Source organism: Xylanibacter ruminicola 23 (assembly GCF_000025925.1).
GTDB classification, from domain to species: domain Bacteria; phylum Bacteroidota; class Bacteroidia; order Bacteroidales; family Bacteroidaceae; genus Prevotella; species Prevotella ruminicola.
The window spans coordinates 1837746-1861333 of the sequence record NC_014033.1; the positions used below are offsets into that span (position 1 = coordinate 1837746).

24 protein-coding genes and 1 tRNA gene are annotated in these 23588 nt (G+C 46.3%); 7 read left to right on the top strand and 18 right to left on the bottom strand.

Translation table 11 applies throughout. The features are described 5' to 3' along the window. Positions 1-263: 263 nt before the first annotated feature. From PRU_RS07975 to PRU_RS08000, 6 genes are all read right to left on the bottom strand, one after another. Positions 264-722 carry a hypothetical protein gene (locus tag PRU_RS07975; RefSeq protein WP_041385955.1) on the bottom strand — a complete coding sequence of 153 codons (459 nt, stop codon included), beginning with the start codon at positions 720-722 and terminating at the stop codon, positions 264-266. After that, on the bottom strand, positions 709-1572 hold the full coding sequence (locus PRU_RS07980; RefSeq protein WP_041385956.1) for a hypothetical protein: 864 nt from the start codon (positions 1570-1572) through the stop codon (positions 709-711). The genes PRU_RS07975 and PRU_RS07980 overlap by 14 nt, the downstream gene beginning before the upstream one ends. 12 nt (positions 1573-1584) lie before the next feature. Continuing rightward, complete coding sequence (locus PRU_RS07985; RefSeq protein ID WP_013064393.1) at positions 1585-2646, bottom strand: NAD-dependent epimerase/dehydratase family protein; 1062 nt, start codon at positions 2644-2646, stop codon at positions 1585-1587. Further along, positions 2633-3370, bottom strand: a complete 738-nt coding sequence (locus PRU_RS07990; RefSeq protein ID WP_013063937.1) for a sugar phosphate nucleotidyltransferase — start codon at positions 3368-3370, stop codon at positions 2633-2635. The genes PRU_RS07985 and PRU_RS07990 overlap by 14 nt, the downstream gene beginning before the upstream one ends. Then, on the bottom strand, positions 3370-4506 hold the full coding sequence (locus PRU_RS07995) for a GHMP family kinase ATP-binding protein (RefSeq protein ID WP_224083039.1): 1137 nt from the start codon (positions 4504-4506) through the stop codon (positions 3370-3372). Before PRU_RS07995 ends, PRU_RS07990 begins: the two co-directional genes overlap by 1 nt. 709 nt (positions 4507-5215) lie before the next feature. Further along, complete coding sequence (locus PRU_RS08000; protein WP_013064791.1) at positions 5216-5908, bottom strand: transcription termination/antitermination NusG family protein; 693 nt, start codon at positions 5906-5908, stop codon at positions 5216-5218. Between the two features lie 552 nt (positions 5909-6460). Here PRU_RS08000 and PRU_RS08005 point away from each other — a divergent pair. Next, positions 6461-6946: a hypothetical protein gene (locus PRU_RS08005; protein ID WP_041385958.1), complete on the top strand. Its 486-nt coding sequence runs from the start codon at positions 6461-6463 to the stop codon at positions 6944-6946. After that, positions 6943-7446, top strand: coding sequence for a hypothetical protein (locus PRU_RS08010; protein WP_013064328.1), 504 nt, complete (start codon positions 6943-6945; stop codon positions 7444-7446). The genes PRU_RS08005 and PRU_RS08010 overlap by 4 nt, the downstream gene beginning before the upstream one ends. Before the next feature lie 214 nt (positions 7447-7660). Here PRU_RS08010 and PRU_RS08015 read toward each other — a convergent pair whose 3' ends face one another. From PRU_RS08015 to rsmA, 4 genes are all read right to left on the bottom strand, one after another. After that, positions 7661-7978 carry a nucleotidyltransferase domain-containing protein gene (locus PRU_RS08015; protein WP_041386735.1) on the bottom strand — a complete coding sequence of 106 codons (318 nt, stop codon included), beginning with the start codon at positions 7976-7978 and terminating at the stop codon, positions 7661-7663. After that, the gene (locus PRU_RS08020) at positions 7974-8777 is read right to left on the bottom strand and encodes a nucleotidyl transferase AbiEii/AbiGii toxin family protein (RefSeq protein ID WP_041385960.1); all 804 of its coding nucleotides are present in this window, start codon (positions 8775-8777) and stop codon (positions 7974-7976) included. The genes PRU_RS08015 and PRU_RS08020 overlap by 5 nt, the downstream gene beginning before the upstream one ends. Further along, the gene (locus tag PRU_RS08025; protein WP_041385961.1) at positions 8774-9586 is read right to left on the bottom strand and encodes a type IV toxin-antitoxin system AbiEi family antitoxin domain-containing protein; all 813 of its coding nucleotides are present in this window, start codon (positions 9584-9586) and stop codon (positions 8774-8776) included. The genes PRU_RS08020 and PRU_RS08025 overlap by 4 nt, the downstream gene beginning before the upstream one ends. A gap of 212 nt (positions 9587-9798) precedes the next feature. After that, positions 9799-10590, bottom strand: coding sequence for a 16S rRNA (adenine(1518)-N(6)/adenine(1519)-N(6))-dimethyltransferase RsmA (gene rsmA, locus PRU_RS08030; protein WP_013064380.1), 792 nt, complete (start codon positions 10588-10590; stop codon positions 9799-9801). A 442-nt stretch (positions 10591-11032) separates the two neighbouring features. Here rsmA and PRU_RS08035 point away from each other — a divergent pair, with 442 nt between their 5' ends. The 5 genes from PRU_RS08035 to PRU_RS08055 all read left to right on the top strand — a co-directional run bounded on the left by PRU_RS08035 (position 11033) and on the right by PRU_RS08055 (position 17132). Further along, positions 11033-12034 carry a lysylphosphatidylglycerol synthase transmembrane domain-containing protein gene (locus PRU_RS08035; protein ID WP_013063342.1) on the top strand — a complete coding sequence of 334 codons (1002 nt, stop codon included), beginning with the start codon at positions 11033-11035 and terminating at the stop codon, positions 12032-12034. A gap of 3 nt (positions 12035-12037) precedes the next feature. After that, positions 12038-13495, top strand: a complete 1458-nt coding sequence (locus PRU_RS08040; RefSeq protein ID WP_013065490.1) for an aminoacyl-histidine dipeptidase — start codon at positions 12038-12040, stop codon at positions 13493-13495. A 274-nt stretch (positions 13496-13769) separates the two neighbouring features. Then, positions 13770-14696 (top strand): magnesium transporter CorA family protein, encoded by a 927-nt coding sequence (locus PRU_RS08045; protein WP_013064835.1) that lies wholly within the window; start codon positions 13770-13772, stop codon positions 14694-14696. A 114-nt stretch (positions 14697-14810) separates the two neighbouring features. Beyond that, positions 14811-16649 (top strand): DUF349 domain-containing protein, encoded by a 1839-nt coding sequence (locus tag PRU_RS08050; RefSeq protein ID WP_041385963.1) that lies wholly within the window; start codon positions 14811-14813, stop codon positions 16647-16649. Positions 16650-16655: 6 nt separating this feature from the next. Continuing rightward, the gene (locus PRU_RS08055) at positions 16656-17132 is read left to right on the top strand and encodes a nucleoside deaminase (RefSeq protein WP_013063926.1); all 477 of its coding nucleotides are present in this window, start codon (positions 16656-16658) and stop codon (positions 17130-17132) included. A gap of 39 nt (positions 17133-17171) precedes the next feature. Here the strand turns inward: PRU_RS08055 and PRU_RS08060 are convergent. The 8 genes from PRU_RS08060 to rlmN all read right to left on the bottom strand — a co-directional run bounded on the left by PRU_RS08060 (position 17172) and on the right by rlmN (position 23567). Then, positions 17172-17254 (bottom strand) — tRNA-Tyr (locus PRU_RS08060). A 159-nt stretch (positions 17255-17413) separates the two neighbouring features. Then, positions 17414-17794 carry a preprotein translocase subunit SecG gene (gene secG / locus PRU_RS08065; RefSeq protein ID WP_013064528.1) on the bottom strand — a complete coding sequence of 127 codons (381 nt, stop codon included), beginning with the start codon at positions 17792-17794 and terminating at the stop codon, positions 17414-17416. 4 nt (positions 17795-17798) lie between these two features. Continuing rightward, positions 17799-18575 (bottom strand): tetratricopeptide repeat protein, encoded by a 777-nt coding sequence (locus PRU_RS08070; RefSeq protein ID WP_041385964.1) that lies wholly within the window; start codon positions 18573-18575, stop codon positions 17799-17801. Between the two features lie 23 nt (positions 18576-18598). After that, positions 18599-19117, bottom strand: coding sequence for an LPS assembly lipoprotein LptE (lptE, locus tag PRU_RS08075; protein WP_013063325.1), 519 nt, complete (start codon positions 19115-19117; stop codon positions 18599-18601). Beyond that, positions 19101-20351, bottom strand: a complete 1251-nt coding sequence (locus tag PRU_RS08080) for a sigma-54-dependent transcriptional regulator (RefSeq protein WP_013065702.1) — start codon at positions 20349-20351, stop codon at positions 19101-19103. Before PRU_RS08080 ends, lptE begins: the two co-directional genes overlap by 17 nt. 64 nt (positions 20352-20415) lie before the next feature. After that, a complete protein-coding gene (locus PRU_RS08085; RefSeq protein ID WP_013065408.1) occupies positions 20416-21420 on the bottom strand; it encodes a lysylphosphatidylglycerol synthase transmembrane domain-containing protein in 1005 nt (334 codons plus the stop codon). 21 nt (positions 21421-21441) lie between these two features. Next, entirely contained in the window at positions 21442-22476 is a 1035-nt protein-coding gene (locus PRU_RS08090; RefSeq protein WP_013064170.1) for a PdxA family dehydrogenase, read from the bottom strand. A gap of 17 nt (positions 22477-22493) precedes the next feature. After that, positions 22494-23567, bottom strand: a complete 1074-nt coding sequence (gene rlmN, locus PRU_RS08095) for a 23S rRNA (adenine(2503)-C(2))-methyltransferase RlmN (RefSeq protein WP_013064355.1) — start codon at positions 23565-23567, stop codon at positions 22494-22496. Positions 23568-23588 lie beyond the last annotated feature (21 nt).

Below are 23588 nucleotides of genomic sequence, written 5' to 3' on the forward strand. Positions count from 1 at the left end.
AGCTGCTCTAACAATTCGTCTCTGTTCATAGTGCCAATTCTCTGTGGAGTTGTTATACATATAGAATAATACGTCTCCGGTTCCGATGTAGTCGTACATTCCTGAACGCAAGATTTTTTCTGTTATTGCTGCCATTGTACTTAATATTTAATTCGGCAGCCGCTCCAGCTGTGCTGGCTTCGCTCGTCGAAGAAAGGTAATCACTTTATTCAGCCCCTGCAATACGTCTTTTTTTCACGCTTACAAATATTCTTAAATATTATTTATTTCTCCAAACCCAGCACCAATGTATAGTACTCCAATATCCTGCTGATTACAAAATCTGCTTCATGTTTTGTAGGGAATGTACCTGAGGCATGACAATACGTATTACGTTTATTGGTCACTTCATCTTTAATTCTTGTAGCGACATCGCCAGAGAGTTGCTTAAATCCTGCAGCATTTCTTTGCAAGTCCCTGACATACTCTGTAATAGAATGACTTGTGTCTGTTCTTGCCCCAAACTTATCTAGGAAAATACGTAGCCCAGTGTCAAATGCCCTCGTGGAATGTAACACCCTATTCAGTTCTGCTCTACGGGCATCTTTAACCACTAACGTAGAGTCTTCTTCCATATTCCACTCATTCTTTACGATGTCAGCCATCTGTACCAAAGCGGTATTACCTACAACAAAAGAATCAAGTTGAAATTTCAGTGTTTCTATTTTTTTAGCGAGCGACATGATTACGAATATTTTGATATTTATCAAATACTTGCCAAAGCTGCTGCTGAGTTGATATAGAGATTGGTGCCATGCCAACAAACGACAACATCCGATTGTAACTATTAGGAACCATATCGGCATCGAACATTGTCCAATCAGTATTAAGCACACTCAGCTCATCAAACATTGCTGTTGGATACAATCTTCCATCGTCAAGATGAAACATTGACATAAATGCCAAAGTCATCAGACTATCAAGTGAAGATTTAAAACTAATGCTTGATTTCCTTTCAGCCACTCCAACAAATCCACCTTGTGTTTGCCAATAGTTATTATTTGAACGACGATTCTGGGTACTCCAGCTAACGGTTTCAACTTTCCTTACTATGTTTCTATTATCAAAAGCAGCAACCTTCCCTATCTCTGAATAAGACTTAACAGATAGTTCAAGCCTATTTCTGTAATTGACATACTGCATCGACTGGATCTTACTAAAATCCTTCATGCGTTTCACTACAGGCGATTCTACAGAAATATATCTAACTACATCATTTGCGGTATCAGAGATATGACAGAATGAGTTTTCTAATATTTTCGAATCAACTTTTGCAGGTACTTCTTTTATAAGTACAAGTATTGGAATAAGTTTATATCCATAGCTCAGCTGAGACAAAAATAATCTACGCAGAAGGTAATCGATATTCTCCCCCTCTTTATAAGACTGCACATAAACAGCAAACAGCTTGCTGCCATTTGCAGCTATCAAATCAGGATTATCCAATGTAAATGGATTCTCTGGTGATATCAGGCATCGCTCGCAATTATTTGCGACAGTTTCAATAAAATAATGTTTGTCCGCTATCCTCATAGATATACATCGTTATTTATAATAGCTTTTATACCATTCCGAAAAATCACGAAGCCCTTCTCTTAATGAAATCTTTGGTGTAAATCCAAAATCACGTTCCAAGGCTGTTGCATCAGCAAACGTTGCAGGCACATCGCCTGGCTGCATGGGTACCAATTGTTTGTGAGCTTCGAAATCGAAATCCTTTGGCAGTACGCCAGCACGAACCAATTCTTCTTGAAGGATATTCACGAAATCGAGTAATTTTTCGGGCTGCCCACCTCCAATGTTATACACAGCATAGGGTGGTACAGGTAAGCCATCCTCGCCTTTCTTACGTTCTGGAGCACCCTGCATTACACGTACAATACCCTCAACAATATCATCGACATATGTAAAATCGCGACGACAGTTGCCATAGTTAAATATCTGGATGGTTTCGCCTTTAATCAGTTTGTTGGTAAAACCAAAGTAAGCCATATCTGGACGACCTGCAGGGCCATACACTGTAAAGAAACGTAGACCAGTAGTGGGGATATCGTAGAGTTTGCTGTAGCAATGTGCCATCAACTCGTTTGATTTCTTTGTGGCTGCATAAAGCGATACAGGATTGTCTACACGATCGTCGGTAGAGAATGGTACTTTCTTATTGCCACCATACACACTGGAACTTGAAGCATAAACTAGATGCTCAACTGGGTGATTCCTACAGGCTTCGATGATATTGTAGAAACCGATTATATTTGACTGGATGTAAGCATCGGGATTGGTGATACTATAGCGGACACCGGCCTGTGCTGCAAGGTTTACCACTACATCGAAATTATACTGAGCAAACAGTTTCTCTATCAAGTCCTTATCAGCCAAATCTCCCCGTACAAAGTGCCATTGAACATGGAACATTGAACATTGAACATTTAGTTTCTTGAGGCGATACTCCTTTAGGCGAACATCGTAATAATCGTTCATATTATCGATGCCTACGATAGTTGCGCCCTTTACATCCTTAAATAAACGATGTACCAGATAAGATCCAATGAATCCTGCAGCACCAGTTACAAGGATACACTTGTTATCTAAGTTAATCTTTTCCATATTTCTCTACAGCAGCATAATATGTATCAAGACTACCGATATCAAATCTCCCTGCACTCATGGGCCAGGCATGCATAGTGGTGTGTTCTACCATATAATGTGCCAGATTGCCAGGGGCATCTTTGCCACAGCCATTTTCTACAGAGTGGCGTACCAAGGCGAGATCTTCCTTTAGATAGATATAGAAAGGAGGTACAGCCCAATGACTTTTGGGGGCTTGTGGTTTCTCCTCCATACCAAGTACGCGGTTGTTCTCGTCGAGCTCTACAACACCTGTGCGCTGAAGTTTCTCTATGCTTGGCTGCTCATGACACATGATGCAAGAGGTTTTCTTGGCTTTAGCGAAATCAACGAACACCTGGAAAGAGAAGAATAGCAGGTTATCGGCTGCTACCACCAGCAAATCGTCGTTGATATGCAGCTTATCCATCGCAAAAAGCAAGTCGCATACGGCACCAAGGCGGGTTTCGTTTGTATCCGTGCCATCATCAACAATCGTGATGGGCTTGGTATAATGCTGAGCTTTTGCCCAATCTTCGAAGATACCGGCAAACTTATGATTGGTAATGATGATATGCTCGGTGATGTCATCGATTGCATCGATGTCGTCAAGCATACGGCCTAAGATGGTGTTATTACCAATCTTTAGCAACGGTTTCGGAAAGTTCTTGGTTAACTCACCCAAACGAGTGGCGTAACCAGCAGCTATTACAATATTAATCATTATTCTACAAATCTTGCTCCATCATCTGGCTTTACCCAAAACACCTGGAATGTTTTTTCGTACTCAGGGAACTGAGCCAGATATTTTTCGGTTAATACCTTTTCTATTTCAACCTTATGAGCTGGGTTAACCAAAGCTATGCAAGCACCCTTGAAACCGGCACCAGAAAAACGACCACCATATATGCCTGGCAGGGCACGCATAATCTCGTAGATGGCTATCAACTCAGGACTACCGCACTCGTAGTTATGGATACTGCTCTCACAAGAGTCGAAGCTCAGTTTTCCAAAGAGTTTCAAATTACCCGTTTCCCATGCTGTTACACCCTGACGCACACGGCGATATTCGCTATAGAAATGTTCGGCTCGACGGGCAAAACGCTGGGGCATGGCAATACGTGTTTTCTCGAAGGTAGCCTTTGAAATATCGCGTAAGAACGTCTTATCGAAAGTTTTCAGTGGCTGATCGGTATAAGCCAACATATTCCAAGCAGCAGTCTTACACTCGAAAACACGAAGGTTATAATCGCTATTAACGAGACTTCGGGTTAATCCAGAGAAGAAAATACCAATCTCGAAATCTGGCATATCAGGATGACGTTTGATGATACGCCAATCGTTGCTATCGCAATCTAGGAAGAGCAAACCATCTTTCTTACCTAAGGCAATGCAAGCCTGATCGAGCAAACCGTTATTTAAACCGATATACTCACGCTCAGCCTCGGATGCTATCTTTACTATCTCGAAGGGTTGAAGTGTAATGTCGTTAGCCTTGGCAAATGCCATCACATAGGCAATCAATACAGCAGCACTGGATGACAAGCCACCCACAGGCAGTGAACCTTGAATAACACCAGTGATGCCATGTTTCAATGCGAAACGTTTGCAAAGCGCATACTTAGCACCACGGGCATAGTCGCCCCAATGTCGCTCGCGCACCTGAGAAGGTGCATCAATCTCGAAATCAACCAACCCCTCGAAGGTTTTTGACTCCAGATGTACATGACCATCCTCGTTCACATCAAACCAAAGGTCTACACCTTTATCGATGGCAAAGCCAGTTACCAGTCCATGTTGATGATCAACATGTGCCCCCAACGGGCAAACTCTATATGGTGAAAATATATGGTATTGCATAAACATTCCTATCCGTTAAAAGATATAAAATGTGTCCCCACGGGGACAGATATTTTGTAGTTTCATTACTTATTCGCACCTTTGCAAGGTTGATATAAGCAATAACGATTAATCATAAAATTAACATCTAAAAATTATGACAAAATTAAATTTCATCAAGACAAATTTACATCATGTCACCGAACCATCCTCGATTGCGGGCTTTCTGAAGCAATATCCTCATCCCTTCTTAACCCCCTCTCTATATAGTCCCCACCCTCTCTCTAAAGAGAGGTGGGGCTATAGAAAGAGGGGTGTAAGGGATAGAGATATTTTCCTTATTGGTTTTCATCGAAAATCAAGTTGATTTTTACTCAAAATCAAGTTACTTTTGATCCAAAATCAAGTTAGTTTTTACTGACCATCAACTTGGTTATCTGACACTAACCGGTCATAAATGGTCAATTTACTATCCGGTTATCGTACTTTTGCAACGAAATAATTATCAAAATTCAGCGATATGACGTACAAACAGACAACACTTTTTGGAGCTTTCAACGAACCGTTTTTTCATCGTAATCGAGAGGCCTCCCCCAAGATTGGAGTACCCCTTAACAGGGGTACGTAAATCTTTAGGGGGAAAAGGGCCTCGAAGTGCGGTGAATTAACTCAAAAGGGGCAATGAATTAATTCATTAGGGGTTTTGAATTAATTGACGGTTTTTTAGGGGTTATATTTTCTGGAGGAACGGGGTTGGAATGTAGGCGGTGGCGCAGAGGCAATTGAGGGCGGTAAGAGCAACGAGCACTCGTTGCTGACCGCGGGCTCGGATAACACGCCCACGAACACCTTTGAACTGACCACAGATAACCTCGACCTCATCGTCGGTCTTGTAATGGAAGTCGCCACCTTGGAGCATCAGTAGATTCTCGTCGTTAGTGCAGGTGGCACGGATAAAGTTGAGCATCTCGTGCTCAGGGATAGTAAGCGGCGGGTTGCGCCAGTTCTCACCCTCGACAAAATGATTGTAGTAGAAGCTGAGGAACTCTGACAGCTGCGGTGCAGGCGAAGGCTCATCGGGATCGTTATTACGAACGAACATCATGGCCTGCCTGGGTATGAGATAGGCGAACACGATATTGGCAATGAGGCATTGCAACACCTTTTTAGGGCGCCCCTTCACCTCGATATAGGTATAGCGTTTGGGAACGTAGGCATAAACACCACTCTGGATGAGCAGCTGCTCGGCTAATATCTCACGACCATAGGAGGCACGAAGTACATACCAACGCTTATCAGGGTCAGGAGCGTATTCTACCGACACCCCTTTTTGTGCATTTACAGCTTCGGGGATGGCCATGGGGGTAAGTCCACAGCGGGTTATTGGTGATGTAGCCTTGTTAGCATTAGTCAATGCATCCATATCGGCCTACTGTTTTTAGGCGCGCCAAAGTCTTGGCGGCAAGGCATAAAAAAAGCGTGGAATCGTCGCTGCCTATTCCACGAACTGAGGCTCTGGTATGCCCATTGCAGTTGAACAGACAACGTCAGAGCCCACGCCGATATGAATACAGTTCACCCTACCCCACATACGGAGATAGGGGACGCGTATAAACACATCCCGAGGACATCTACCGTTGCTATGTTCAAGACTGCAAATGTGAATTTACCAGATTCCAGTTCGTCTTAAACGTAGCGCTTGTAAACGCCTTTAATATGTACGAAAACTCGCTACCCACCCTTCCACTTCTTGGCACGATTGCCTTGAATCCGGCGTGGACATGACGAGAATTCGGGCACAAAAATACACCTTTTATTTGAAATAACCAAAGAAAAAGCCAATAAAGAATAAAAAAATCCTCCTGCCTTGATTAAAAGCAGAAAATAACAATTTGTTCATCTTCTTTTCAAAAAACTTGCATGTTTCAACTATTTGTTTTATATTTGCAGCGTCTTAACAATATTAGAGTTATATATGGAAGATAATAATATCAAAATGGCTTCAGAGCCTGCAGTAGCATATCCCATAACATCTTATACGGATGTGATGGAGTATATTCACTCTATCCATATATCACGTGAAGACAAGGAGAAAGTGGCTCAGCGTCTTACAGTTGAGGTAACTCAACCAGCTTTGGCTGAGGCTTATGATCGCATAGATCACCTAAGTACGCTTGGAATAGATTGGGATGGCCACGGAGCTCTTCCTATATCATTTCGAGTACTTAAAAATATCAAGAGCGTTCTGATGATTTCACAGAATTCTGATTGGGAACACTGGATGATTGCTCCTGATACTAACGCTACGATTGATTTGGAGTCGGAAAAAACTGGAGCTGTAATCAGTCTTGGAGCTTATGAGTATTCTTATTTTGCAAAGGTTAATGGTGAAAGATTAGGTGAGAGTCATATTGATTTTAAACCAGAGGCTTTCCTTGAATTAATGCGTAAACTCGGATGAACACATCAGATACACCAACAGAAATACATCAGGTTCCCTCCGAGGAAAATGTCGCTCGTATTCTTTCCAAGGAGTGGTTCGTTAAGGATAAACTTTTATCAGTTGCTTTTGCTTTGGATGCAGGTGAGACTTATCTCTCTGTAAATCGTCCTGCTATTGATACATATGATAGTGATGTTTCTGCATTTGTGAAGAAACATAGTAGTTATGCTTTCGATAGCGATAGTTACAAACGTGCATTGTTAAATGTTGGTGACGTTCGTAGTATAAAAGTAGAGGTTGGGGCAACTCAAATGATGACAGATGTTGAGGTGGAACCTCGAGATGCTCATACAAAGTCGCATGCGGGTATTTTCACCAGGTTCCAAAACGTGAACATCAAGAAAGGTCAGATATTGAAAGCTGGTCCAACAGCCGAGGAAATCTCTGCAGATACGGTACTTTTAGAAGTCCGCAAAGAATTACTAGCCCTTTCAACTGTTGAGGATTGCAAGTTTTAAGTAGGCAAATAAGCAAGTACAATATCCCCTATACAACAATCGACTTGCAAAAATAAACATTTAATGTTTAAATTTACTTTTCGATTGCAGAAACACTAATACCATGCTAAAACACTCAGGGAGCGCCCCGCGGCAAGGGGCAGACAGCCCCGACGAGCGAGGGCGGGTGGAGCGAGCTTTATGCGAGCGGGGGGCTAAATGGCTATAGTACTAGTTAACCCAATAATTTTATTCCGTCTTCAGTTACGTTTTCGCGGAAAGGACTAATTATACTGCTTTCCCAATCGCGTTTGGTATATAAGATCGTATTAATGCACTGATTATAGTCCCAACCCAATTCGCATAATGGATAAGAATAATCATCAATATCCTGAGAGGTTATGTGATCTTTATCAAGCAGGATAAGCACATCCCAATCAGAATCTTCACGAGCATCACCACGTGCTCTTGAGCCAAAGAGAATAACTGTAGCACCCTTTGGCACAATCTGACTAACCTTGTCTCTTATAGCATTCAAGATTTGATTATTAATCACGCTTACCCTCCATCTTATCAATAAAAATCTTATAAACTATCGGATAGGCTTCTGAGGGTGAGAATTTTATCTCAGGGCGGAGAAGTAGCGTTGTGTCCTCCAAGAACTCCGGGTCTTGCATTTTCTCCTCCATATTATTCACAAACTGCTTGTACGACGGTGCCTTATCTACCACAAATTCCATATACTTCTTATAGCATAGCATAACCTTATCCACGTCCACATCATGCTTGGTCAATGCACAATAAAGGTCAAACAGGTCGCGTCCCTTCTTTCGTTGATAAAGCGCACGCAGTTTGGTTCCAAGTAATTCCTCGAAGTGATAGGTTGTCAATTCTGTCTTACCTGTAAACCACGAGTTTTTCATACTAAAAGGAACTTTAGTCAACCCCAGCACGTTAAAATGCTCAAAGCAGTTGATTTCAACCTTCAGTCGAATCTGTATCACAGGAGCTATCTCCGATTCAACCCTAAACAACATTGTATTGTTGTATCGTTTCTGCTTGGTCACTCTATCGGGTAGCCAACTGAGCACTTCTCCTAACCTATACATAATAGGTTTGATAGGACCAGGATTAATCTGCACAAGGTCGATATCCTCACTATAGCGAGGCTGCGGTGATAAGTAAAGCTTATGCAGGGCTGTGCCACCACGAAATGCTAATTGTGAAGCGAGAAATTCATCGCTAAAGATACTTATCAACGCACGGCAGATAATGAGATCTTGCTCCACCATATAAGGCTCTGTCCAAGGAGCCATTTCCTTCCATTCTTGGATAAAGTATTCTGGTATCATATTTCATCAGTTTCTATTTCTTGATTAACGATCACCTTCCATCGACTATCAATTACCATATCGTCTGTTTGAGTCTTCGACTGCTTCAGACGGATTTTCCGAAACAGTTTACTCTGCTTTTGTGCAAGCATCAGCAGACGATCGGCAAGTTCATGCTCTTCAATCAAATCAAGCAAATATCCCAGACGCTGAATAACGGGTGCATTAAAGAAAGTGAGAAGATCTGTGAAGGATTCGTCGAAATGCATGTTTTCTGATAGTTCTATCAGCACCTCTGTAACGCGATTAATACCACCAACCTTGTTCTCATTAAGCACCAAATCAAGGGCCGTTAACTCAGGCGACGAAACATTTATGAACCCCATTTGAGTCTTCACCTGCTTCACATACATCATAGGGAGAGGGTTGCGAAGTGTAAAATCAAGTCTTACTCCATTCTTTATTCCAGAGTGTATAGGTGCTCCGTTCACTGTAACCTGGAACGCCATTGCCCGCTGATGCCCCGCGCCGTTCAGCGCAGCAGCCGACAGCAGAGATACGTAATAATCCCTACCTAAAGACTTCATCAGATGGTCGATATAAAGCGATGGTGGCACATTTCCCTTCAACCGATACTCCGTAGGCACCACCACATAGAAATTCTGCCAAGGAGAAACAATCACACCCTTCTTACCTAACCTCGACAAAGCCGTATTCAGACTATCATCCGCCTGCGATAGCCCTTGTGCTAACACATCTTCCTTCGTAAAGATGTACCTGCCTCGAATCATTTGCTGGTCAACCCAGCTCTGTAAACTACCCGTTCGCATAACAATCTACTAACAGAAATAAACATTTAATGTTTAAATTCGCTTTTCGGCTGCAAATATAAACAATATAATTAAAACTACCAAGTCTTTAAGGGAAAAAGTTACTATTAGATGTAAAAATACCCAAAAGGACCGTGGGGTATGCCGCGCGGCTGGGGGCACGCTGCCCCCAAAGAGCGAGGGCGGGTGGAGCGAGCTTTATGCGAGCGGGGTTATAATGCCGATGCGACTTTGTTGGTGAGTTCGATGAACTGGGGGATGGAGAGCTGCTCGGGGCGGCGGGTCATTATCTCATCGTCGAAGAAACCTGCGGGGGCGGGATGATTGGCATCGAAAATCTGACGGAGAGAAACACGGAGCATCTTACGGCGCTGGTTGAAGGTGGCTTTTACTACACGACGGAACAACTGTTCGTCGCAACCCAGATCGGTCACCTCGTTACGCGTCATGCGGATAACGGCACTCTGTACCTTGGGAGGCGGATTGAACACGCCTGGCTCGACGGTGAAGAGATACTCCACATTATACCAAGCCTGAATAAGTACCGACAGAATACCATACTGCTTATTGCCTGGCTGTGAGGCCATGCGAACTGCCACCTCGTGCTGAATCATACCTGTGCAACAGGGAATCAAATCCTTATTGTCGAGCATTTTGAAGAAAATCTGCGACGAGATATCGTAAGGATAATTGCCTGTAAGCACAAACTGCTGACCATCAAACACCTCACGAAGATCCATTCGCAAAAAATCGCCACCAATGATGTTATCATTGAGACGTGGGAAATTCTCCTGTAGATAAGCCACACTCTCGCGATCGATCTCGACCACCTTGAAGGGACGGGGCTTCTCTACGAGATATTGAGTCATCACACCCATGCCAGGACCAACCTCCAGTACAGGAATGTTGGGACAGGCATCTACGGTATCGGCAATACGCTTGGCGATATTCAGGTCGGTCAGAAAGTGCTGACCGAGATTTTTCTTGGGTCGAACTTGTTTCATGGGGGCAAAGGTACGAATAAGTGAGCGAAAATCCAAATATAGAGCAAAAAAAATCGCAGATTCGAAAATCTGCGACTCCATTTTTCAATTTTTCGTTCAATTACTTATTGTTGTCTACATTAACAGCAACGGTTACTACCAGTGATACAGCTAATGCGAAGGCAGCCATGGTCATTAATAAAAAACTTGTCTCTAAAGTTACCATAATTAATTCCTTTCTCTAATCTTTTATTTATTTGTTATCCTTAAAACCACTGCAAAGGTACGACTGTTATCGCGCACAGCCAAGAAAATAGTAGAAAAAAGGCAAAAAAGTGAGCTTTCTTTGACACGTATCAATTATTATTATTACTTTGGCTTCGCCGAAGGTACTTTCACTCGGAAATAAAAATAAATAGGGATTTATTTTGTATTTCACTCGTTTATTCGTACCTTTGCCCCCATGGAATTAAAAAACATCATCAGTAGCGTTGCTAAAGTGGTGCTGCCTTTTATACTTGGCGGTGCCATTTTGTGGTGGATGTATCGTGGTGAGGACTTCTCGACTATCAGTCGTGTGCTGACCGAAGAAATGAACTGGACTTGGATGCTGCTATCATTCCCCTTTGGAATCTTAGCACAGATGTTTCGCAGTTGGCGATGGAAACAGACATTGGAACCGATGGGCGAGCACCCTCGTTCGTCGGTGTGTCATCATGCGGTGTTTATATCGTATGCGGCCAGTTTGATTATTCCACGTATCGGCGAGTTTTCGCGATGCGCCATACTTAAGCGCTACGACGGCATATCATTCTCGAAAGCCTTAGGCACAGTAGTTACAGAGCGTGCAGTAGATACGCTGATAGTAATGATATACTCGGGTATCATCCTGCTGGTAGAGATGAGTGTGTTTGGCACCTTCTTCCGCAAAACAGGTACATCGCTCGACAGGATATTAGGAGGTTTCTCGGTAACGGGATGGGTGGTAACAGCCATCTGTGCTGTGGCTGTACTGATACTGCTGCATCTGCTGCTGAAAAACTTCTCTATATATAATAAGGTAAAGATGACGTTAGGCGGCATCTGGGAGGGTGTGCTCTCGCTGAAGGGGGTACGCAACCTGCCACTCTATCTGTTTTTCTCGATAGGCATCTGGGTGATGTACTTTCTGCATTACTACCTCACCTTCTTCTGCTTCGACTTTACCGAGAACTTAGGTATCGGCTGTGCATTGGTATCGTTTGTGGTAGCCAACTTTGCCGTTATCGTGCCTACGCCAAATGGTGCTGGTCCGTGGCATTTTGCCATCAAAACCATGCTGATTCTCTATGGTGTGGCTGACGAGCAGGCCCTGTGGTTTGTACTGATAGTTCATACCGTACAGACGATGTTGGTGATTGCATTAGGAATCTATGCCTGGGCTGCCTTGATGTTTACGAAACGTTTTAACCCAATTAAAAAATAAACTATGAGTGAGATTAAAAATCTGAACCCAGTGTGCATCTGGAAGAATTTCTATGCACTGACACAGGTTCCACGTCCTTCAGGACATTTGGAGAAAGTACAACAGTTTCTGCTTGACTTTGCCAAGCAGGTAGGTGTAGAGGCCTTTAAGGACCCTGCAGATAACATTGTGATGCGCAAACCCGCTTCGCCTGGTATGGAGAAGAAGAAGGGCGTGATTCTGCAGGCACACATGGATATGGTACCACAGAAGACACCTGAGAGCACTCATAACTTTGAGACCGACCCTATTGAGCCATGGATTGATGGCGAGTGGGTAAAGGCCAAGAGTACTACCTTAGGTGCCGACAACGGCTTAGGCGTAGCTGCCATCATGGCTGTGATGGAGGATAAGACCTTGAAGCACGGACCTATCGAGGCACTGATTACTGCCGATGAGGAGACTGGTATGTTTGGTGCCAACGCCCTGCCTGCAGGCGAGCTGAATGGCGACATCCTGCTGAACCTGGACTCTGAGTGCTGGGGTAAGTTTGTGATTGGTAGCGCTGGTGGTATTGATGTAACTGCTACTCTGGATTATAAAGAGGTAGAGACCGAAGCCGACGACGCTGCTGTGAAGGTAACCGTAAAGGGACTGCGTGGCGGACACTCTGGACTGGAGATTCACGAGGGTCGCGGTAATGCCAACAAGCTGCTGGTTCGTGTGGTTCGCGAGGCTATCGAGGAGTGCGAGGCCCGTTTGGCCTGCTGGCAGGGTGGCAACATGCGTAACGCTATCCCATTCAAGGCCGAGGCTGTGCTCACATTGCCAAAGGAGAATGTAGCTGCCCTGAAGGAACTGGCTGCCGACTGGCAGGACGACTTCCAGGACGAGTACAAAGGCATTGAGAGTGGCATCGAGGTACTATGCGAGGATGTAGAGACACCAAAGATGGAGGTGCCTGTAGAGATTCAGGACAACCTGATTAATGCCATCTACGGCTGTCATGATGGTGTGATCCGTATGATTCCCAGCTATCCTAACGTTGTAGAGACATCAAGCAACCTGGCCATCATCAACATTGGCGAGGGTAAGGCTTCGCTGAAGATTCTGGCTCGTTCAAGTCGTGAGGATATGAAGGACTATATTGTAAAGACTTTGGAGAGCTGCTTTAACATGGCAGGCATGAAGGTTGAGACTGCTGGCAGCTACGGCGGCTGGGATCCCAACCCCGATAGCGAGATTCTGAACCTGCTCTGCAAGGAATACAAGGCTCTGTTTGGCCAGGATGGTATTATCCAGGTTGACCATGCCGGTTTGGAGTGCTCTATCATCTTAGGCAAGTATCCACACCTGGATGTAGTAAGCTTCGGTCCCACCATGAAGTCGCCTCACACCACTACCGAGCGTGCCCTGATAGCTACTGTAGATCCATTCTGGACACTGCTGAAGCACACACTCGAGGTTATTCCTGAGAAGTAGTTTTTTGGCACGGATTACACGAATTAACACGGATTATTATTATACACAATCGAAAACTTTCGTGTAATTCGCGTAATTCGTGCCTTAAAAATTTGTTTTTTCAATTTTTCTTTTTACCTTTGCACACGATAAATCAATTTAATAACAAACATTATGGACGATTACCCGGCGAATAGTTACAACTGTTAGGCTGGAGGGTGGCAGGCAAGACCGCTAATCCTCTTGCCGCTAAAGTATTGATTGTTAATTACCACTTGTCAAACGGATTAGCAAAATGAAGACATTCTGGAATACCCAAGGCGGACTGACCCAGATAAAGGACTGGCAGCCCAATTGCTGGATACAGGTGACATGCCCCACCGAAGACGACCAGCGCGAACTCGAAGAGAAGTTTAATATCCCCGACTACTTTATGTCGGACATCAGCGATACCGATGAGCGTGCACGTTATGAGTACGATGACGGATGGATGCTGATTATTCTGCGTATTCCTTACGTAAAAGAGATACGATCGCGTACGCCATACACCACAGTGCCCTTGGGTATCATTCATAAACGTGATGTGACTATTACCGTTTGTTTTTACGAAACAAACGTGATGATTGATTTTGTGAGTTTCCAGCAGAAGCGTGGCGAGGGCTTTACCGACCACGTAGATATGATTTTCCGTTTGTTCCTTTCGAGTGCCGTTTGGTACCTGAAGCGACTGAAGCAGATTTCGATGCTGGTAGATAAGGCAAAGCGCAACCTGGATAAGGAGGTGAACAACGAGAGCCTGATTGGCTTGAGCCGACTGCAAGACTCGCTCACCTACTTCCAGACATCTATCCGTGGTAACGAGACCCTGCTGTCGAAACTGAAGTTCAAACTGCAGATTGACGAGCTGGATGCCGACCTGATTGAGGACGTAACCATTGAGATGACACAGGCTCGCGAAACAACCATGATTTACTCGAACATTCTCGAGTCGACTATGGACACTTATCAAAGTATTATCAATAACAACATGAACACCGTGATGCGTACACTTACTACGGTAACCATCCTGATGATGATACCTACGCTGGTGACGTCGATGTTCGGTATGAACCTAATCAACGGCATGGAATCCAAACCATGGGGATTCATCTTGGCAGTCATCATTTCTGTCGCCATTTCGGCTATTGCATGGGGTATTTTCCGTCATAAACGACTGGTTTAGGCCTTAAAAACGCAAAAAAACGCCAAAAAATTAGGTTAATTAAATAATAATGTTTAATTTTGACCCCAAATGTTGATGATGCTAAGCATCATTTAGTAATAATTTAAAAGTTAAATGATGGACTCTCAAGAGAATACCCTCGAACTGGGTAAAAACGAAGAAGTAGTTAACGAAGAGGTTACCTCTCAAGTAGAAACAACTGAAAACTCGGAGCCAGCAGCTGAGCAGGCCGAGGAGCAGACTCGTGTGGTTTATGAGACCAAAGCCGATGTACTGCACCGTTTGCAGGACATTGCACATGGCGAGGAAGTTCCACAGAAGGACGAAGTAGAGTATCTGAAGTCGTCGTTCTACAAACTGCACGTAGCTGAGCGCGAGGCTAAGCTCAAGGCTTATCTCGATGCAGGCGGCGATCCAGAGCAGTACCAGTACACGCCCGACGAGCAGGAAGAGGCTTTCAAAGCCGAGATGGGCATCATCAAGGAAAAGCGCGCCAAGGTTTTCAAGGAGCAGGAGGCTGAAAAGCAAGAGAACCTGACCAAGAAACTGGCTATCATCGACCGCATTAAGGCCATGGTAACTACCCCCGACGAGGCCAACAAGAACTACAAGGAGTTCAAGGCCCTGCAGGAGCAGTGGCGCGAAATTAAGAATGTGCCAGCTGATAAGGCCAACGAATTGTGGCGCAACTATCAGCTGTACGTAGAGCAGTTCTACGATATGCTGCGCCTGAACAGCGAAGCACGCGAGTACGACTTTAAGAAGAACCTGGAGCTGAAGACCGCTCTTTGCGAGGCTGCTGAAAAGTTGGCCGACGAGGAGGATGTGATCAGCGCCTTCCACCAGTTGCAGAAGCTGCACCAGGAGTATCGCGAAATTGGTCCTGTAGCCAAGGAGCAACGCGAGGAAATCTGGAACCGTTTCAAGGCTGCATCAAGCGTTATCAACAAGCGCCACCAGCAGCACTTTGAGGGTGTTCGCGCCAAGGAGGAAGACAACCTGGCCCGTAAGACCGTACTCTGCGAGAAGGTAGAGGCTATTGCTGCCGAGGAGAACAAGGGCAGTGGCGATTGGGAGAAGCACACCAAGCAGATTATCGATATTCAGACTGAGTGGAAGACCATTGGTTTTGCACCTCAGAAGATGAACGTGAAGATATTTGAGCGTTTCCGTGCCGCTTGCGACGATTTCTTTGGTCGTAAGGCTGCTTACTTCAAGGGTTTGAAAGAAACCTTCAAGGAGAATGCCGAGAAGAAGCGCGCCCTGATTGAGAAGGCCAAGGAGCTGCAATCGTCGACCGAATGGAAATCTACCAGCGACAAGTTCATCGCTCTGCAGAAAGAGTGGAAGACCATTGGTATGGTACCAAAGAAGTTGGGCGACCAGCTGTGGGAGGAGTTCCTGGCAGCTTGCAACACCTTCTTCGAGGCCCGCAATGCCGCTGGTGCTGGTGCACGTGGCGAGGAGCGCGAGAACCTGGAGAAGAAGCTGGGCATCATTGAGCAGCTGAAGGCACTGGCTACTGAGACAGGTGAAGAGGTGGCCGAGAAGGTACAGAAGCTGGTTGATGAGTACAACGCTGTAGGTCACGTACCTTATAAAGAGAAGGATAAGCTCTACAAGGAGTACCACGCTGTGCTGGACAAGCTGTATAAGGATTTGAACATCAGCGTAGCCAAGCGCAAGCTGAACAACTTTAAGCAGAACCTGAAGAACGTAGCTGAGCGCGGTGAGAATGCCCTCGACAACGAGCGCACACGCCTGTTCCGCCAGTACGAGAACCTGAAGTCGGAGATTCAGACCTACGAGAACAACCTCGGATTCCTGAATGCCAGTTCGAAGAAAGGTAACAGCCTGATTGACGAGATGAACCGCAAGGTGCAGAAGTTGAAGGACGATATGAACCTGATTCGCGAGAAGATCAAGGCTATTGATGCAGAAAACAAACAATAATTGCGGATGATAACAGAACAAGATAAGAAATTTATGAGGGAAGCCATCCGCCTCGCCAACGAAAGCGTTGAGCGAGGCGGTGGTCCCTTTGGGGCTGTCATAGTAAAGGACGGCGAAATCATTGCTGGTAGCAGCAACAGTGTAACCATTGATAACGACCCTACAGCTCATGCTGAGGTTAATACCATCAGAAAGGCATGTTTTAAGCTGCGCACGTTCGATCTCTCGGGATGTACTATCTACACCTCGTGCGAACCCTGCCCTATGTGCTTAGGCGCCATCTATTGGGCTCGTATCGGCAAGATATTCTACGGCAACACCCGTAAGGATGCCCGCGATATCCAGTTTGCCGATGATTTTATCTACGAGGAGCTGGAACGTCCTATGGACAAGCGTACGGTGCCCATTGTGCCACTACTGCGCGACGAGGCGCTACACACCTTCCGATTGTGGACAGAGAAAACAGATAAAACAGAGTATTAATAACAAAAAAGAGACCTGCGTTGCAGATCTCTTTTTTTGTGGGTGCTGATGGATTCGAACCACCGAAGTCGAAAGACAGCAGATTTACAGTCTGCCCCATTTGGCCACTCTGGAAAACACCCATCGCTCAAATGCGGGTGCAAAGGTACTAAGATTTTTTGAGCTGTGCAAATTTTCGGGCAAGAAATTTTAGAAATAATGCATATTCAGCTAAAAAAACAAGAATGGAGAGCTTGCATGGGCAAACTCTCCATTGTTTTTGTTAGGCCAAAAGAAGCTGATTACTTCTTCTCAGCAGGTGTTTCAGCGGCGGGAGCCTGAGTAGCAGGAGCTGCAGGAGCAGCTGCATCCTTCTGCTGACTGGCACCGAAACCAGGCAGGTTGTTAGGATTGGTAGCAGGAGCCTGATAGTTCTCCATAACAGAGGTGTCGCCACCAGCCTGAGGAGCTACATAAGCGCAGCAAACGCTAACGAGTACCATAAAACCAGCGAGGAACCAAGTGGCCTTCTCGATAAAGTCGGTAGTTTTACGAACACCGCCAATCTGGTTATAACCTGAGAACTGAGAAGCCAGACCGCCTCCCTTTGACTCCTGGATGAGCACAATGCCAATCATAAGCAGTGCTGCAACCACAATGAGAATTACAAATAATGTGTACATTTTTTTATTTATTTTTTTTGTTACTATTTACTATTAATTTCTCTAAGAAACGTATCTGATCTGCAAAGTAAGCATTTTTTTTCGGAATTTGCAAACTTAATCGCTGAATTATTTCCAAAGCTTTCGAATATCTACCCTGTTTGATGTAAATTCGTGCCAAAGTTTCGGTAAAGTACTCACTTTCAACCCCATTTTCGTCCTCAGAGGGCTCTGGTTGGGGCTCAGGACGGTACTCAGGTACCTCGCGCAGCTGGAACCCACCTTTGTCATCATTTATGAACGAATCAATCAGGTCCTGACCAAACATTTTTGGCATCTCACCAGGCATCTCCTGACCACCATCGGGCTCGATATCCATCAGGTAGGCCACGTAATCTACAGCAGCATCGGCAGGCGTAGGCTTGCGCTTGGGCTTCAGTGTCTCGGTCTTGGCCTCCTCGGGGATACTATCCAGGAAGTTATCAATCAGCGAGATGGTACGATCTTCGGTTGGTTCAGCTGGCTGCTGAACAGGTATTGCTGCAGGTGCAGGCTTAGCCACAGGATGATACTCGTAATGGCGCCCCTCGATCATCTGGAACAGCACGCGGCGATCGGTGATATAGGCTGATGCGCGACGCAATTCTTCGTCGAATGTAGGATCATGCAACAGATACAGATTCTGCAGCATCAACAATCGGGCTGTCTGAAAATAGGGATACAGAGCCAGCAGCGAACGCAACTCGTAGAGCGTTTCGCGGTCCATCTGTTCAGGATGCTTAATGAGTTCTGTAATCTCCATTACGCTATTATCTTAACTTAAAATTACCAGTTGGCTACGGTACGGTTGAAGATCTGATCGCAGAGATCCTTCACCATCTGTGTTACCAGTTCCTCCTGCACAGCATTCAGACTCTGTGTAGTCTCGTAGCTCTGCGTGGCAGTAAACTGCTGCTCAAAATCTTCGTTGTGGTTCTTATTATTCGTAAATCGTACGTTCACAGTCATGGAGAGCTCGGTCATAGCCGAATATCCCTCGGCACTCACGCTCTTGTTACGCTGCTCGTAGCGTATAATCTCACCCTCAATCTTCAGGTCGCCATTACGCTTAACCTGCTCCAGTCGGGTATGGTTGGCAAACTGATCCTTCAGCTGATTGTTGAACATCGGGCCCATAGGTCCCCACACATAGCTACTGCGAATGGGGAACTCGGCAATGGTGATGGTCTTGGTCTGCGAATAGTCGATGCTGGCACCGTTGAACTTATAGCTCACGGAGCAGCTTGTTACAACTGCAATGGCAGCAACAAACACGATTGTTTTTATCTTATTGATCCAAGCCATACTGTTTCAATCTGCGATAAAGGGTTCTATCACTAATACCCAGTTCCTGGGCGGCTTTCTTACGATTGCCATGGTTGCGCTCCAAGGCCTTCTCCAGCATCTGCTTACCCATGTCGTTCAGGTTCAAGCTCTCGAGTTCCTTCTCGGGCTCGATGTACTCCTCGGCAACTGCGTCTTCGACAGTTGACAGTGGAGAGTGGATAGTTGAGAGTTGAGAGTTGAGAGTTGACAGTGGAGAAGGCACTGTAGGCAGGGGATCGACGGTGGTAGGCTTCGTGCTCTGCACATCGTCGAGCTGCTTTTTCAGCGCACTCATCTCGCGGCGCATATCGTTCACGTTACCACGAAGCTCGAACAGAATCTTATACAGAATCTCGCGTTCGTTCTCAAAGCTATGATCGCCACTGCCATCGCGATGGATGGTGGCCAGCTGTGTGGTTTCATGATCCTGAGGGATGAACTGACTGAGCACCTGAGCGGTGATGGTACGTTCGGGCGAAAGCACACTGATTTGTTCAGTGATATTCTTCAACTGGCGAACGTTGCCCGGCCACTTGTAGTGCAGCAGTATCTGCTTAGCACCCTCGTCGAGCACCACGCGGTCCATCTTATATTTCTCGGCCATCTGCAAGGCAAACAATCGGAACAACAGGATGATATCCTCGCCACGCTCACGCAGAGGAGGCATCTGGATGGGTATCGAGTTGAGGCGATAGTAGAGGTCTTCGCGGAAGCGACCCTCGCTGATGGCCTGACGGATATTCACATTGGTAGCGGCTACAATACGTACGTCGGTTTTACGAATCTCGGTGCCACCCACCGGGATATACTCACCAGTTTCGAGCACACGCAGCAATCGCGCCTGGGTGGCCAAAGGCAGTTCGCCCACCTCGTCCAGGAAGAGCGTACCCTTGTTAGCTACACCAAAGTAACCTGGCGAATCGTTGATGGCACCAGTGTACGAACCCTTTACATGTCCAAAGAGTTCTGAGTCGATGGTACCCTCGGGGATAGAGCCACAGTTGATGGCAAAATACTTTTCGCGTCGGCGTGGTGAGTTGTCGTGAATCACCCTTGGAATGATTTCCTTACCCACTCCACTCTCGCCTACAATCAACACACTAAGGTCGGTTGGCGCAACCTGCAAGGCTACGTCGAGCACGTGGTTCAATGCGTCGCAATTGCCAACGATATTGTACCGCTGTTTGATGTTTTGAAGTTCTGATGTCTTCATTGAGCTGACAAAATTACATATTTTTTCTGAAACATCTGCAATTTTGGCAGAATTTTAACGCTTATTACTTTTCTTTCTTGTCCAACTTGATTAAAAGCAGACCAATAGCCGTCCATATCAACTCACGCAAGCGCACCAGCAGGGCTACAAAAATACCAGCATTAGCTGTCATACTCAAGCCCTCGGTACTCATCAGGAATCCACCCTCGCGACCACCCAGTTGCAGGGGCATAAAGAACAGCATATTGGCAAACAACGTGGTGAATGCGTAGATGAGGATGCACTGTGGAATGGTTACCCCAGGCATGATTACCAGCAGGATAAAATAGATTTCGAACGTAGAGGCCACACGGCACAGCAGTTCGAGCACCACAGCCAGTTTAAATGTACGGGGGTTCTGATTGTGCAGGGCAGCTATCTGCTCATCTACCTCGGCCAGTTTTTCGCGGTTGCGCTCGATAAAGGGGGCAGCCCACTTCTTTACCATAGGGAAATGACTCAGGATGGTCATACCCGTCATGGCAATACCACGCTTGTAGCCACGCAAGAAGAACCAGATGGCCACCAGTGCCACTGCAGCAATGATGGGCAGCAGGATATAGGTCAGCGGCGTCATCTTCTGCGTGATAATATAAAGAGGTACGCTAAGCAGCCAGAACCAGAAGTGACTGTAGATGTGCGTCATCACATACAGTATGACTGACGATGATGCACGCTGGGTGCCCACCTTGGGCGACAGCGACATGATGCGATAGGGCTCACCACCCATCAGTCCACCAGGGGTAGCATAATTCAAGGCAAAGGCCGAGATGGTGATCTTATAGAGCCACCAGAAGCCCACCTTGCATTTGCGACACACGCCCATCTCGTTGCCGATGGTATTGATAATGAGATACCACGAGGCGGTGTTCATCATATACAGGAAAGCCCAAAGTACCAGCACACCTACGAACCAATAGCCCGCATGCTGGATGCCCTCCCAAGCCTGACGGAAGTCGAGCTGCGAGGCCATGATAATCAGTACCAATAATCCGAACAGGAAAAATCCGTTCTGATATTTTTTATTCATTTTGTCTAGTTTCTCGTGATTTTATTTAAAGATATCCTTGGCACGAGGCATCTGGAAACGTGCCTTGTCGCCATCCTCACGCTTCTCGTGATACAGTTTGGGCAGTGGATTAGCCAATGGCTCATCGTACTCGGCACGATGGCGGAACATATCTACAGCCGTATAGATGGCATGGCGCAACGAGGTAGCATCGGCAATTCCCTTACCGGCTATCTCGAACTCAGGACCATGAACGGCAGTAGTGCAGATGGCAGTCATACCAGCCTTCAGCTTTACGCCATACTCGGTAGCCAGCGCATTAAATGGCAGTGTGCCCTGATCGTCGTACATAGCCAGCACACCATCAAACTGCTCGTACTGGTTGTTGGCAAAGAATTCCTCGGCAGCATAAGGACCAAAGGCCATCATGTTCTGCTTCTCCAGCTCGGCAATGGCAGGGGCGATAATCTGCTCCTCCTCGGCACCTGGCTGTGGATTCAGTGCCAGCACAGCGATACGGGGATTGTTTACGCGGAAGTCGCGCTTCAGGCTCTTGAAGAAGATGGTACCTTTCTCAACGATTTTCTCAACGCTGATGCTCTGAGCCACCTCCTTGATAGGCAGATGGTTGGTAAGCAGACCGATACGTACACGCTCACTGAGCATGATGGTAAGCGGCTTTTCGTCGCGATTGGGGTTGGCATTTGGCACCACGGGGCCCAGCACCAGTACATCAAACAGGTGCTTCTGCATATCCTCTTTAACACGCTGCATCACAGCCTTGGCTGCCTTATCCGACTCATCGGTGGGCTGTCCGAAATCTACCTTCACCTCCTCGTCGAAGGCGGCCAACAGGTTCACACGCCCGTCCTTGGCCTCGGCAGCGTCGTTAATAATGCTATACTGGGTTTCTATCTCCATAGCCTTACGATGAAAGGCTGCGGCTTTAGGCGAACCATAGATGATAGGTGTACACATATCCAGCATCATGGGGTCTTCGAAAGCACGAAGTATCACCTCATAACCAATGCCGTTGGTGTCGCCATGCGTGATGGCCACGCGAATTTTCTTATCCATAGATATATTTGACAATTTTACGATTTACTATTTGACAATTTCTTGGCCGTACTCAGCAGACCACAGGCTGCAAAGATATCCTGTCCACGACTGGCGCGGATAGTGGTAAACACACCATGGGCGGTGAGATAGTCACGCAAGGCTTCCATGCGCTTCTCGTCGGCACCAGGCAAATCCACACCAGGAATCTCGTGGAATCGAATCAAATTTACACGGCAGTCCAATCCACGCACCAGCTTCACAATCTCGCGGGCATGCATGGTGGTGTCGTTCAGTCCGGCAAAGCAGATGTACTCGAACGAACAACGGCGCTGGTGCGAGAAGTCGTACTGCTTCAGCAGGTCAATCACCTCGGTAATCGACATCTGCTTCTCGGCAGGCATCAACATCTGGCGCTGTTCGGGCAGTGGCGAGTGCATCGATATAGCCACGTGGCACTCACTCTCGTCGAGGAATCGCTTCAGCTTGTTCTTCACACCCACACTCGATACAGTGATGCGGCGCGGACTCCAGGCATAACCCCAATCGGCAGTCAGCACCTGGGTGGCCTGCAGGATAGCGTCGAGGTTATCCATGGGCTCACCCTGACCCATAAACACGATATTGGTCAGTGTGTCGCGCTCTGGCAACGCATATATCTGGTTCAGGATATCAGCAGCAGTCAAACTGCCCTCAAACCCCTGTTTACCAGTCTGACAGAACAAGCAATTCATTTTACAACCCACCTGACACGATACACACAGCGTGGCGCGATCGCCGATTCCCGAGCCTTGCTCGCCTACCCGTCGCCTTTCTGGTATATACACCGTTTCAACAAACTTACCACTACGGGTTGGGAACAGATATTTGATGGTTCCATCCACCGAACGCTGACAGTCGATGGGCGCCATGCTGCCCACCTCGTACTGTTCGGCCAGTTTTTCACGGTTTGCCTTCGACAGGTTGGTCATATCGGCAATGCTACCAACATGTTGCTGGTAGAGCCACTTGGCAATCTGTGCAGCCGTAAACTTGGGCATTCCCAATTCGGTTACCACTTGCTGCAATTCGCCAGGCTGCATGCCTAATAATACCTTCTTTTCGTCGTACATCTTTACTTTTTGGGTGCAAAG